The organism is Deltaproteobacteria bacterium (assembly GCA_016210045.1).
In the GTDB taxonomy this organism is placed as follows: domain Bacteria; phylum UBA10199; class UBA10199.
This window is the reverse complement of record JACQUX010000042.1, coordinates 1-12356: the sequence shown is the minus strand read 5'-3', so window position 1 is coordinate 12356 and position 12356 is coordinate 1. Positions and strand designations below refer to the sequence as shown.

At 61.3% G+C, this 12356-nt stretch carries 12 protein-coding genes; 6 read left to right on the top strand and 6 right to left on the bottom strand.

Annotation, left to right across the window (positions count from 1 at the left end):
- Window positions 1–184: 184 nt before the first annotated feature.
- Genes HY696_13205 through HY696_13190 form a run of 4 tightly spaced genes read right to left on the bottom strand, consistent with a single transcriptional unit; the run spans window position 185 to window position 4494 of the window.
- The gene (locus tag HY696_13205; GenBank protein MBI4239359.1) at window positions 185–1573 is read right to left on the bottom strand and encodes a phosphoglucomutase/phosphomannomutase family protein; all 1389 of its coding nucleotides are present in this window, start codon (window positions 1571–1573) and stop codon (window positions 185–187) included.
- Entirely contained in the window at window positions 1570–2484 is a 915-nt protein-coding gene (gene pdxA / locus HY696_13200) for a 4-hydroxythreonine-4-phosphate dehydrogenase PdxA (protein ID MBI4239358.1), read from the bottom strand. Before pdxA ends, HY696_13205 begins: the two co-directional genes overlap by 4 nt.
- Window positions 2485–2486: 2 nt before the next feature.
- Window positions 2487–3545: a peptidylprolyl isomerase gene (locus HY696_13195; protein MBI4239357.1), complete on the bottom strand. Its 1059-nt coding sequence runs from the start codon at window positions 3543–3545 to the stop codon at window positions 2487–2489.
- A gap of 22 nt (window positions 3546–3567) precedes the next feature.
- On the bottom strand, window positions 3568–4494 hold the full coding sequence (locus HY696_13190; protein MBI4239356.1) for a peptidyl-prolyl cis-trans isomerase: 927 nt from the start codon (window positions 4492–4494) through the stop codon (window positions 3568–3570).
- A gap of 120 nt (window positions 4495–4614) precedes the next feature.
- Between HY696_13190 and HY696_13185 the strand changes: the two genes are divergently transcribed.
- The 4 genes from HY696_13185 to HY696_13170 all read left to right on the top strand — a co-directional run bounded on the left by HY696_13185 (window position 4615) and on the right by HY696_13170 (window position 7933).
- Window positions 4615–5523: a cation transporter gene (locus HY696_13185; protein MBI4239355.1), complete on the top strand. Its 909-nt coding sequence runs from the start codon at window positions 4615–4617 to the stop codon at window positions 5521–5523.
- 176 nt (window positions 5524–5699) lie between these two features.
- The gene (locus HY696_13180; protein ID MBI4239354.1) at window positions 5700–6677 is read left to right on the top strand and encodes a fumarylacetoacetate hydrolase family protein; all 978 of its coding nucleotides are present in this window, start codon (window positions 5700–5702) and stop codon (window positions 6675–6677) included.
- Entirely contained in the window at window positions 6674–7324 is a 651-nt protein-coding gene (gene maiA, locus HY696_13175; protein MBI4239353.1) for a maleylacetoacetate isomerase, read from the top strand. Before HY696_13180 ends, maiA begins: the two co-directional genes overlap by 4 nt.
- A gap of 183 nt (window positions 7325–7507) precedes the next feature.
- On the top strand, window positions 7508–7933 hold the full coding sequence (locus tag HY696_13170) for a hypothetical protein (protein MBI4239352.1): 426 nt from the start codon (window positions 7508–7510) through the stop codon (window positions 7931–7933).
- On the opposite strand, the gene HY696_13165 is transcribed toward HY696_13170, so the two are convergent.
- Window positions 7894–8862, bottom strand: a complete 969-nt coding sequence (locus tag HY696_13165; protein ID MBI4239351.1) for a hypothetical protein — start codon at window positions 8860–8862, stop codon at window positions 7894–7896. The two genes, HY696_13170 and HY696_13165, sit on opposite strands and share 40 nt — an antisense overlap.
- A 325-nt stretch (window positions 8863–9187) precedes the next feature.
- Here HY696_13165 and HY696_13160 point away from each other — a divergent pair, with 325 nt between their 5' ends.
- Both HY696_13160 and HY696_13155 read left to right on the top strand, forming a co-directional pair.
- A complete protein-coding gene (locus tag HY696_13160; protein MBI4239350.1) occupies window positions 9188–9898 on the top strand; it encodes a hypothetical protein in 711 nt (236 codons plus the stop codon).
- Window positions 9899–9919: 21 nt separating this feature from the next.
- Window positions 9920–10324 (top strand): hypothetical protein, encoded by a 405-nt coding sequence (locus tag HY696_13155; protein MBI4239349.1) that lies wholly within the window; start codon window positions 9920–9922, stop codon window positions 10322–10324.
- On the opposite strand, the gene HY696_13150 is transcribed toward HY696_13155, so the two are convergent.
- Window positions 10275–11954 carry a sigma 54-interacting transcriptional regulator gene (locus tag HY696_13150; GenBank protein MBI4239348.1) on the bottom strand — a complete coding sequence of 560 codons (1680 nt, stop codon included), beginning with the start codon at window positions 11952–11954 and terminating at the stop codon, window positions 10275–10277. The two genes, HY696_13155 and HY696_13150, sit on opposite strands and share 50 nt — an antisense overlap.
- Window positions 11955–12356 lie beyond the last annotated feature (402 nt).

The following is a 12356-nucleotide window of genomic DNA, read 5'->3' as shown; positions in this document are numbered from 1 at the left end:
CGGGGCATCCACCTCCCTCTCCCTTTGGGGAGAGGGTTGGGTGAGGGGGAGACCACCAGTGCGAGGCATTCTCGTATATTCTCCACCTTCCGCTCTTCACCTCCCCCTCACCCTGGCCCTCTCCCCAAAAGGGAGAGGGGACAAAGAGGCAACACATCCGAGCGAGCGTTTGTTTCGCTGCAGACTACTCCGCCAGCCCGATCATCCGTTGGGCCTCTTGGAGTAATGCGGCGACGTCTGCGTCGGTGCGGGCTTCGGCGTAGGTGCGGAGCAGCGGTTCGGTGCCGGAGGGGCGGATCAGCAGCCAGCTCTCGTCGTCGCGCAGCAAGTGATAACCGTCGATGCGCTCGATCTTCTCGATGGGACGGCCGCACAGCGACGTGACGGCCAGATTGGCGAGCCGGGCCTTGGCCAGTTGCATCTGCTCCGGCGTGAGTTTTAAATCCACGCGGCGATAGCGACAGGGGCCATACGTGGTTTGCAGTTCCGCGACGAGTGCGCTGAGCGGCTTGCCACGCACTGCCATCATTTCGAGGATCAGCAGTCCGCACAGCAGGCCGTCGCGTTCGCAGACGTGACGCGGGAAGCCGATGCCGCCGCTCTCTTCGCCGCCGACGAGCATATTCGGGCCCTTCAGCGCGGGACTGATATATTTGAATCCGACCGGTGTGGTCGTCAGTTGCAGGCCGAACTGGCGGCATAGTCCGTTGATCATTCGCGTCGTCGTGATCGATTTGACGACGTTGCCGCGCCAACCGCGATGGGTGAGGACGTGCTGCAGCAGCAGGCCGTAAATTTCGTGCGAGGTCAGGTACGTGCCGCGTTCGTCGATGGCGCCGATCCGATCGGCGTCGCCGTCGGTGATGATGCAGACGTCGTATTGGCCGCCGCGCATGGTTTGGATCGCCTCGTTGACGTACGGGACGATCGGTTCCGGATGGATGCCGCCGAAGCGGAGATCGCGTTGGCCGTGGATTTCCGTGACGCCGTCGATCATCTGCGCCAGATACGACGCGCCAGATCCATAGAGCGGGTCGAAGAGGATCTTGAAACGCGCCTTCGCGATCGCAGTGCCGTCCACGAAATTGCGTAAGTGGTTCAGGTATTCATGTTTCGGATCGAAGGATTGTAGACTGACGGCTGGGCACGCTGATGCCGCCGCTGCGCCTTTCTGGATCTGCTGTTCGATCGGGTTCGTGAACTCCGGCGATGCCGCGCCGCCATAACTCTCTTTGAACTTGATGCCGTTCCACTCCGGCGGGTTGTGGCTGGCCGTGACCATAATCCCGGCGGCCGCGTGTTGGCGTACAACGGTCCAGGCAACGGCTGGCGTGGGGCAAAAATCGCGGCTCAGAATCGGCGTGATCCCGCGCGCCGCCAACAGCTCGGCGATCAGTGTGGCCGTCTCTGGCGATTGATTGCGCATATCGTAGCCGATCACGACAGGGCGGCCGGCCTCGGGCAGCGTGGGATAGATCGCCGCGAAGGCCTCGATGATCTGCGTGACATTTTGCTGCGTGAAGTCTTTGCCGACAATCGCCCGCCATCCGTCGGTGCCGAATTTGATCGTCATAGTGTGTGCTCCCTTTGTGCGGTGCGCGCTAATGTGAGCGCAGTTTCAATGGCCGCAAAAAAATTCGTCGCATCGACGCGGCCCGTCCCGGCAATTGATTCGGCCGTCCCATGTCCCGGGCTGACCCGCAGAAATGGGAGGCCCATGGTTACATTAACGGCATGGAGCGGATCAAGGGTCTTGATCGGGAGGAGACCTTGGTCGTGATACATCGCCAGGACGATATCGTGCGGCGGAGCGGCGTTCGCCTGGCGATTCCACGCAAAATACGTGTCGGCGGGGAACGGGCCGTCGATCGTTACGCCGTCGCGGCGCAACGTTTCCAATGTTGGACTGATGATTTGCAACTCCTCCGTGCCGAGCAGTCCGGCCTCACCGGCGTGCGGATTCAGTCCGAGACAGGCGATGCGCGGCGCGCGGAGGCCGAGATATTTGGTGAAAAATTGTTGCGTGGTCTCGACCGTGCGACGAATATTCTCCGCGGTGATCAGTGCGGGAACGGCTTGCAGCGGTACATGCGTCGTCAGCAGCACAATGCGCAGTCGCGGGGCGAGAAACAGCATCCGCGTATCCGGTGGGTTGGTGGGTGCGGCGAGGGTGGCCAAGAATTCGGTGTGTCCGGGTGCGCGGATCCCGGCGGAGTGCCATCGTGACTTATTGATTGGGGCTGTGACCAGCGCATCGAGGCGGCCGTCGCGGCAGTCCTGTACCGCGTGCGCGATCCACATCGCGGACAATCGCCCTGCTTCGCCATCCGACAGCTGCGTATCGGGTCCGGTGCGTTGCGGATCGCCGTACAGATGCAGCGTGCAGTGGGGCGTTTTCGCAAAATGCGCCAATGCACGAGCGCACAACTCCGGTCCAACGCCTTTCGGATCGCCTTGGGTCAGGCCGATACGTAGCGGGTACATAGTTAGTGACTGGGGGCCGGAGCGGCGCGGCCGGTGGTGGGCGGCGGAGGAGGGCGTATTTGCTGCGGCGATTGCCGCTCCGCAACCGACGATGCCGAACCGCCGATTTCCTTGATCTCGATGTATGCCTTCGCGCGCATCTCGGCGACGTATTGTTCCAAGGCGCCACGCGCCTTTTCTTGGAACAGCGCCTGCTGGAGTTGCGGCTTTATTTTCGTGAAGTCGTCCGCGCCGCCAGTACCGCGCTCCAAGACTTTGATAATATGATATCCCTGCTTCGAGCGGATCGGCCCGCTGACGGTCCCGGCCCGTAACTGCGTGACGGCGGCGGCGACCATCGGGTGCAATGTCGTCGGATCGACGCTTCCCAACTCTCCGCCATGCGTGGCTTCGGGACCCGCAGAATGAGTGCGGGCGAGAGCTGCAAAGTCTTCGCCGCGTTGGGCTCGGGCCGCGAGTTTGTTGGCCCGGCTCAGGACCGCCTTCTCCGAACTGCCGCGTCCGTCGTCCGTGACCGGCAACAGGATTTGCGCGATCCGCACGTTGCCTGCGGATTCTGCTTTACCCGCGTGGCGGCGATAGAAGTGGCGCAGTTCTTCGTCGCTCATGCTCACTTTTTTGGCGACCTCCGACTGGACGAATTTCATCTGGCGTAACTGATTGGCTAACCGTTCGCGAAATGCGACCAGCGGAATGTGTTGTTGGGCCAGCGCTTGTTCCAGCTGTGCCAACGTGGCGCCGCGCTCGCGGAGGAAGGCTTGCAATGCCTCGTCGATCTCGGTCTCGCCAATCTCGACGTTGGCCTTCTGCATCACTTGTTGCAGCAAGCGTTCGTCGATCAAATGTTCTAACGCTTGTTGCCGCAACATCTGCACGGCCGCTTCGCGGCTCAGGCCTTGCGGCGGGAGTTGCGGGAGCCGGATCGCGACGGCTTGATCTAGATCGGTTTGTGTAATGATGTCGCCGTTGACGATCGCGACGACACGATTCACGACTTCTCCGCTCCACACCGGGAGCGCCAGGCCGCAGGCGACAATCACGAAACAGAAACGTTGGAACATACAACCTCCTTCATTCATTGCATTACTTCACCGCCAGACGCGCCAACGCCTCTGGGTGGATTTCAATGCGCGCCTCTGCCCGGAGTGTCGCCACATGTGCCGCAAACGCTGCGGCCACGGCCTCTTGCTGCAGCCGCTCGGCAATCTCGGCGCGCACTTCGGCGAACGGTCGCGCGCGTCCGGGACGGCGGGCCAAGACTTTGAAGATATGAAATCCGTATTCGCTTTGTACGATCTCGCTCACCGCGCCGACCGACAAACGGGCGCATTGTTCTTCGATCACCGTCGGGAATTGTCCGCGTTCCACCCAGCCCAAGTCGCCGCCGACCTCCGCTTCCGGGCTGATCGAATATTCCATCGCCAATTGGGCGAAGTTGCCGCCTTTGAGGATCTGTGCGTAGACTTGCTTCGCGACCGCTTCTTGATCGGTCACGATCTGGCGGACATGCACCGCTTCCGCTTCCGCAAAGTCGCGACTGTGTTCCCGATAATACGTCTTGACCGCCGCGTCGTCGATCGTGACCGTCGGCGCGATCACGCGTTCGATATAGTAATCGGTGAGCAGCCGCATGCGTTGTCGTTGCTGCCAGTCCGCGAGATCGAGTCCTTGCTGTTGCAACGTGGCCGCGAACGACACGGCGCCATCGCCTTCCGTTGGATTGCCCATATACGTCGCCAATGCCTCGTCGGTGACCTGAATCCCGGCCTTGGCAATTGCGGTCTGTAACAGTCGGGCGTCGATCACGTGTTGCAAGGCCTCTTCCTTCAGCGTGCGCTGGCGAGTGGTTTCCGCCAACAAGATCGGGTCGACATTCCGGGCCAACGTCTGGACCGTGCGCAACACCTCGGCGCGATCGACCGGTTCGTCGTTGATTGTCGCGACGGTGTTACGGCCACAAGCCACGAGGGCCAGAAGGCAGAGTGGGGTGAGAGAGAGTCGATGCCGCATCGTGCGCGCCCTTAGCACGGTGTCCCCGCCACATACAAGCGCATTCTCCGACGTTCAGGGCGTGGCAGCTGCGCAGCATCATTTGCCCAACCGGCGAACTTCGGCTACCACGCGCACCCTATGCCGTCTGCGGATCCTCTGTCTCGTTTTACCAGTCCGTCCCGCTACGCACTGCTGCTCGTGGTCGCGGCCGTCGCCACATTGGGACTCAAATTTTTGGCCTTCTATTTGAGTGGTTCGATCGGGATTTTTTCCGATGCCGCGGAGTCGTTCGTCAATCTGACTGCGGCTAGTTTTGCCGCGTTCGCCCTCGCGTATGCCGCGAAGCCGGCGGATCGGGAACATGCCTACGGCCACGAGAAAATCGAATACTTCGCCAGCGGGATCGAAGGCGCGCTGATTGTCGTCACGGCCGGCTGGATTATTTTCGAAGCGGTCATGCGTTTTCTCCATCCGCGCCCGCTGGCGACGCTGCCAACCAGCTTGGTGCTTGTGGCCGTGGCGGCCGGCGTGAACGGGATCGTGGCCTGGGGCGCGGCTCGGGCCGGGCGTCGCTGGCGTTCGATCATTTTGTCTGCGAGCGCGCAGCATCTGGCGGCCGATGTCTGGACGACGCTCGGGATTATCGTCGGACTGTTGCTGTATCGGTGGACCGACCGTCCGTGGCTCGATCCGTTGCTGGCGGCGCTGGTGGCGCTCCATGTGATTCGTTCCGGTAGTCGCTTAGTGCAGCGTGCGTACCAAGGGCTGATGGATCGCGCGTTAGAACCTGGCGAGACGGAGCAGATTCGAGACTGCATTCGCTGGCACTTGGGTCCGGGCGAAGAATTCCACGCCCTCCGCACCCGACAGTCCGGCGCGCGCCGCTTCGTCGATTTTCATTTGCTCGTTCCCGGCGCTCGTCCGCTCACCGCCGTTCACGCGCTCACCGTCCGTCTGGAAAAGGAGTTGACGAACGCCTTCCCCGGGATGGATGTAACGATCCACATGGAGCCGGTGGAAGAGGAAAGTGAAGGGGATGGGGTGTAAGTGAGGGCGCGAGGTTGGGGGGCCCACGCCACAGGGCGCAGGAGGGAAGGGTCAACCCTTCCCCCCCGCAACAGCGGGTCCCCCCTATCCCAGCGCCCTGTGGCGTGGGCCCCCAACCTCGCTCCTACCGCCATCGATCGTGATCGAATTCGTAAGTTGTGATGAGGATTTTTATTATGAAACTCGCAACACGGCGGGATGGGACACGGGATGGGCAGCTGATCGTGGTGCGGCGCGATCTTGGCGCGTATGCAGCCGCGACGACGATTGCACCCACGCTGCAAATGGCGTTGGATCAATGGGACGTAGTGGCGCCGCCGCTGGCGGAACTTTCGGAACGGCTGAATGCCGGCTGGGTGGAGGGAACGCCGCTCGATCCCGCGATGCTGGCCGCACCGTTGCCGCGCGCGTATGAATGGATCGACGGTTCGGCGTACATTCATCACATCGAATTGGTCCGCAAGGCACGCAACGCGGAAGTCCCGACGACGTTACGGACCGATCCGCTGGTGTATCAAGGCGGCTCCGGCGTGCTGCTGGGGCCTTGCGATCCGATTCCGCTGCTCAACGCGGAGTGGGGACTCGATTTCGAATCGGAGGTGTGCGTTGTGTTGGGCGACACGCCGTGCAGTGTGGCGGCGACTGCGGCCGCGCCGTATGTCCGTCTGTTAATGCTGGCGAACGATCTGACCTATCGCAATCTGATCCCCTCCGAATTGGCCAAAGGCTTCGGCTTCTTCTGTTCCAAACCTGCCACCGCCTTTTCCCCAGTCGCGGTGACGCCGGACGAACTGGGGCCAGCTTGGCACGACGGGCGGGTGCATTTGGAGCTTCGCACCACGTACAACCGCACGCTGTTCGGGCGACCGCAGGCGGGGGCAGAGATGCATTTTTCCTTTTACGACCTCATCGCGCATGTCACGCGCACGCGCGCGCTGACGGCCGGGACCATTCTCGGCAGCGGGACCGTGTCGAATCGGGATACGCAGCGCGGGTCGTCGTGTCTGGTCGAGGCGCGCATGTTGGAAACGCTGGAGCATGGTGCCCCGCGCACGCCGTACATGCAGCCGGGCGACACCGTCGCAATCGAAATGCGCGGAGCGGATGGTGCCAATATTTTCGGCACGATCGCGCAGCGTGTGGTGGCCGTATGAACGACGTGGTCTTGTATAGTTATTGGCGCAGCTCCTGTAGTTGGCGGGTGCGGATTGCACTGGCGTACAAAAATATTCCGTATACGTATCGTGCGGTCCATTTAATCAAAGACGGTGGTGCACAGCACGTGGCAACGTATCGACAACTAAATCCAGCCGCGCAAGTGCCGACACTGCAGTGGAATGCAGCGGGAGTCACGCGGACCTTGAGTCAATCGTTGGCGATCCTGGAATGGTTGGAAGAGCATGCGCCTACGCCGTCGTTGTTGCCCGCCGATCCGTGGCTGCGCGCGAAGGCGCGCCAATATGCCGAGGCGATCAATGCCGGCATCCAACCGATCCAAAACCTCGCTGTCGGCCAATATGTGCGCGACCAACTCGGCGGCGATATGCCGGCCTGGTTTCGTTACTGGACGGCCCGCGGACTCGCGGCGCTCGAACCGATGGTGGCCGCGACGGCCGGGACGTTTTGCGTTGGTGACCAGCCCAGCCTCGCCGATTGCTGCTTAGTGCCACAACTCTACAATGCGCGTCGCTTCCAACTCGACCTCGCCGCCTATCCCACATTGGCGCGGATCGACGCAGCGTGTGCGCCGCTTCCCGCGTTCCAAGCCGCCCACCCCGACCGACAACCGGACGCCGAGTAACCTCCGCCGTCAACCGTCGATTCCTTGACGCTGCGGCACGCGATTCTCACTCTGACAGCCGCCCGACGTGTATCAGCGGTGTGTCACGGTTGATATCGCACCAGTTTTTCTCCGCCGCCGTTTGGCACATCCGTTGCTCTCTCTGAAGCTTCACAACCCCACGAACACGAAAGGAGATTTTCTATGGGTGGTAATGGACCAGGGAGGATCAGTGGACCGAAGGCCCCTCCCGCCGAAGTGATCATCTTTGACGAGGAAGAAGCGACGCTGAAGCCGCCGAGTCAAAAGTACGACTTTCCGGCGCAGCAGATCACGGGACGCGTGAAGCGCGACAAACTGGCAGCTGTGATCAAGGCGCCGAAGGGGAAAGTTACGCTCGGCATTCCGGTGCGTGAAGTCAGGGGGGAAGTGACGTTAGCGAATGGGAAACGCGCCCCGGCCACGGTCGCCGTTGCGGCCAACATGAAAGAGGCCGCGCATTTGAAGGCGAATGGCTACGTGCAGATTGACGGGAAGGGCGTCGACGGAAACATGCGGAAGTTGATTCCAAAAGGCGGCAGTTTATTTATTCACCGTTCGGAACTGGCTCGACTTGGCATCAAGTTGTAAGCCGCTGTCCAGGCGTCTCGGACGTCCGGGTTATGGGGGGCGAACGCCCGCGCCTGCACTAATGCGTTGCGGCGGTGCGCGTCGCGTTTGGGACCTTCCGGCACCTCGGTAAATCCCAGTTCATACAGATTTAAATAATATTTCATCCCCGCCTCCAGCCGCGGCAGGATGACCCACGCCGTACCGCCCGTGTCGGGGCCCGCGTATTCGAGCATCGGATCCACGAACAACCGCTTCCCCGTCGGTCGGTTGTCGAGATACACCACGACCGAGACGTGGTCGTATGTGTAACGGGCGCCGTCGGTCGCGGTCGTTTGCCACGTGGCCGTGTTTCCATATTCGAGCACAAAGTCGGCCCGGATGCCGGCCAACAGGAGTCCACTCATATAGAGCGATGCGAATTCGAGACAGTTCAAAGTCCCGTCCCGCACGGCCGCTGGAGTGGAACGTTGTTTTAACACCGGTGCGCCGCGGAGTGCCCAACCCTCCGGGGCATGCAATGTATGCAACCATTCCAACGCCTGGGCCCGGCGAAAGCGCGCCGTGGAGATCGGGATTCCCTGGGCTTGCGCCGCCGCTGTCACAGTGGCGATAGTTTTCTGGAGTCGTGCGACCAGGACCGGGTCATCGACCGGCATCCACGGGAGCGCGCTGCCCAGATGCTGGCCCAGCAGGATGGCGAGTGCGGATGTGCCGTGCGCTGCGAACTCCTGTTCGGCGTGTTCGATGGCGGGTTGGTAGATTTCCGGCGCGGATGGTTGCGCGTTGTGGGCGCCGCTGTCGCGCGTCGTAAGTCGGGGACGGTCGCGGCGATATTCCAGATAAGCGGCTCCCTGATCCAGGGCGTCGGGAGTGACGCCATAGCCGGCAATCAACGTCTCGCAAAGTGGCTGCACCGCAGGCGGTGCCGCCGAGCACCAGGACGCCATATGGAGAGCGCTACGACGGATAATGTGTCGCGTCAATCGGATTTTCCGCTGATTTTCGCATAACGTCATCGTTTAACGCCACGCTGCGGCGTTGGCGGCTAGGTGTCCAGCCTCTGGGATGGAGTGTGACGGGAATAGGCCGGGATAGAGCATTGAAAAATCAACGTGTTAGTAGTGTGGTATGGCCGGAAAGAGAAAAAACCCAATGATTTTAAAGGCCGATTTCTTCGCAATTGTCACTCCGCACAACTTTTCAAGTATACGTCCGATAATATGAATAGGGCAGGCCTTGGTTGGTGGACGGCTCACTAATAAGGAAGCACGTATGGGCGAGATCCTCGGGATCAAGCAAGTGGCATTGGGGCAGCAGGATGACCGCGTGACGTATTGCACGACATCGGATTGTCGCACCGATGCCGTAGCGATCGATGCCGATCGGGGGAGCGATGAAGTCGATCTGATCGCGTTCGGCAAAGAGCTGGTAGTGGCGTATGAAGGGCTGCGCCGGAAAATTGCCGGGGACTATGGGACGAGCATTGCGCGCACGGCGACGCCGGAAGAAGTCGATCACGCGCAAAGCGCGTTGGTTCGGGGTCGCGAGCACGCGCAGATCCGCTTTGGTGAATTCGCCGCAGCCATGCGGGAAAATAAAATCATCCCGGTGCATGCAATGGCATTTTGCGGTCCGGGAAAGACCCGGCTCTTTTTTCGTGGGCAAGATGGAAAAGAGCTTGAAGTGCGACTCGCATTGGGTGCGCGCGGGCGGATCTCCCAAGTAGGATTGGTGGAATGGGACGTCGGCACACATTCGATGGAACTGGCGCGGGTGGCGTTCGATCTGGCAGACCCAAGCCTCACGATGACGTTCGAAACTCGGGCGCTGCTGGATCCGTTGCAGCGTGCGTTGCAAACCCTGTACAACGAGTCGCATGGAGCGCTCGGCGAGTGGCCGTTGTCGAATCAGGGATGTGGACCCGCGGAGTGGCAATGGGGGGATATTAATGTCCCACCGGTTGGGAAGTGTCCGAAAGAATAGACAGCCCATGTGCACAACTTTATGACGACCGCTTTTTCACCAACCGTCCCCGTTTCCCGACCGCGCGATCCGCGGGCCGATCCGTCCGAATGGCAGCGCGCGATGGCTGCGACGGCCGGCGCGGAATTGGACCAAGCCACGAAAGATGCCATTTGGCTGAAAATCTACTTGGCGCAGCGGCGCCTGGCCTGGGCGATGATCGCGCCGCATCTGCGTCATGGGATGATGGGATTTCAGTTAAGCGCATTGCGGCGCGAAGGGGCGCTGGTCGAGCGGCGATTGGAAATAGCGGTCGATGATTGGTTCTGGCGGATCGTGAAGGGATTTGAAATCACCCTGTCGTGGGAGTTGGCGAAAGATCCGAATTCCCCGGCGGCTAGGGCATTGCTCGGCGGTAGCGGTCTACATCCACGGCAAACTCTTTAATCTTGGCCCACAACGTGGAGCGCGCGATGCCGAGCGATTTCGCGGCTTGGGTCAAATTGCCGCTATGGGTGCGAATCGCGGCCTCGATCGAAACGCGTTCCGCTTCTTTTAATCGTTTGCTGCGGCCACGGGATTGCGCGTTGCCGGCCGCGATCCGTGGGTCGGTGATTTGATCGAACGATGTCGGCGCGAATTGCAGCGCTTCGAGTTCAATCGTCTCGCCGTGCGTGCTGATCAACGCGCGTTCGATCGTATTTTTCAGTTCGCGGACATTGCCCGGCCAGCTGTGGGTGAGCAGCGCGGCTCGGGCCTCGGGAGAAAATTCCACGTGCTGGCCGGGACGGCGCAAGATCTGCGAGAAATGATCCGCCAACATCGTGATGTCTTCGGGCCGTTGTCGCAGCGGCGCCAATTCAATCGGGACGACAAAGAGCCGGTAATACAAATCTTCGCGAAACGCCCCCTCTGCGATCAAGTCGGGGAGGCGCCGGTGCGTCGCGGCGATCAAGCGGAAATCGACGGCCAAGTCGCTGGTGCCACCGACTCGCCGCACCGTGCGGGTTTCCAGGACCCGCAACAAACGGACTTGCAGTTCCAGCGGCATTTCGCCGATCTCGTCGAGGAAGAGCGTGCCGCCTTGCGCCTGCTCGAACACGCCGCGATGTTGGGTGGTGGCGCCAGTAAAGGCGCCGCGCTCATGGCCGAACAATTCCGATTCGATGATCGTGGCGGGGATGGCCCCGCAATTAATAGCGACAAACGGGCGCGGCGCGCGGCCGGAGCTGGCGTGCAGCGCACGCGCGAGCAGTTCCTTGCCCGTGCCCGATTCGCCGACAATCAATATGGTCGCATCGCTCGGCGCGACGCGATCGACTAACGCGAAGACTTCTTGCATCGCGCGGCTACAGCCGAACAATTCCCCGCAGCGATGCCGCGCGGCCGGTTCGAGCAATTCCTTATCGATCCGGACGCGATACGTCAGTTTCGTCTTACCGATTTGAAACGCGCCACGTTCGGGCAACAGTTGACTTTGGACTTGATGGCCCTTCCACCACGTGCCGTTGCGACTGCCGCAATCGCGCAGCACTAACCCTTCCGCCGAGGCCTCGATACGGCAATGGTGGCGCGAGATGTAGGGGTCGTGCGGAATGGCGACGGAGTTGTACGGAGCAGCGCCGAGCGTAATCGGGAGATGTTCGACCAGATGATGCGCTTCGCCCCCTTGCGGCAATTCCACCGCGAGCTCGACGCGCTCGATGGTGAGCGCCTTGCTCTGCGGTTCGTATTTCAGGATGAGCGTTGGTTGATATTCTTGACCGACCGTGGGTTGCAGCGGCTCAGCGGGACCGCTGTGAAATTCGAGCATGAACGCGCCGAGTTCGATGCGGCTATCGTCGTGCAGCAGGGCGGTGTCGCGCATCCGTTCGCCGTCGAGAAAGGTGCCGTTGCGACTGTGATCGGTGAGGAGAAAGTGATTGCCGTCCCACTGCAGGTCACAATGTTGGCGGGAGATGCCCGGATCGTCGATGGTGAGGTCGCATTCCGGATCACGGCCCACAGTGACGCGTTCCTGTTCGAGGAGGAACCGCGTGACCACCTCACCACGTCGGGAGAGGATTAGATAGGCCATACTTATCCACAGGACTAGCGGGGATTGTTTGAACGGTCAATAGGGATGTGTTCGAAAATCGAACGCCGTGAGGCAGTTTGTGAATTCTCCATGGTGCGCGAGGGGCTGCTCGAAGGGCCAGGGCAGTGTCCTGCGGGCCGTTCGCCTCGCGTTACGGCGCTCGGCTCACTGAGACCTCGCTCGGTCGAGCTTCAACACCATGGCGCTCCCTCGCTCAGACTCGCCCGCAGGACACTGCCCTGGCCCTTCGAGCAGCCCATGCCACTCAACGGGTTTGTGTTCCCTCAAATGCCACCACTTTGTGGCATGGGGGGTGCATTCTGTTTGGGGGATGAGGCTGCTGACTTGGATGCTGGTTGGGGCGGTGATGCTGGCGGCAGGGCCGGGTTGGGCGGGGTGGGG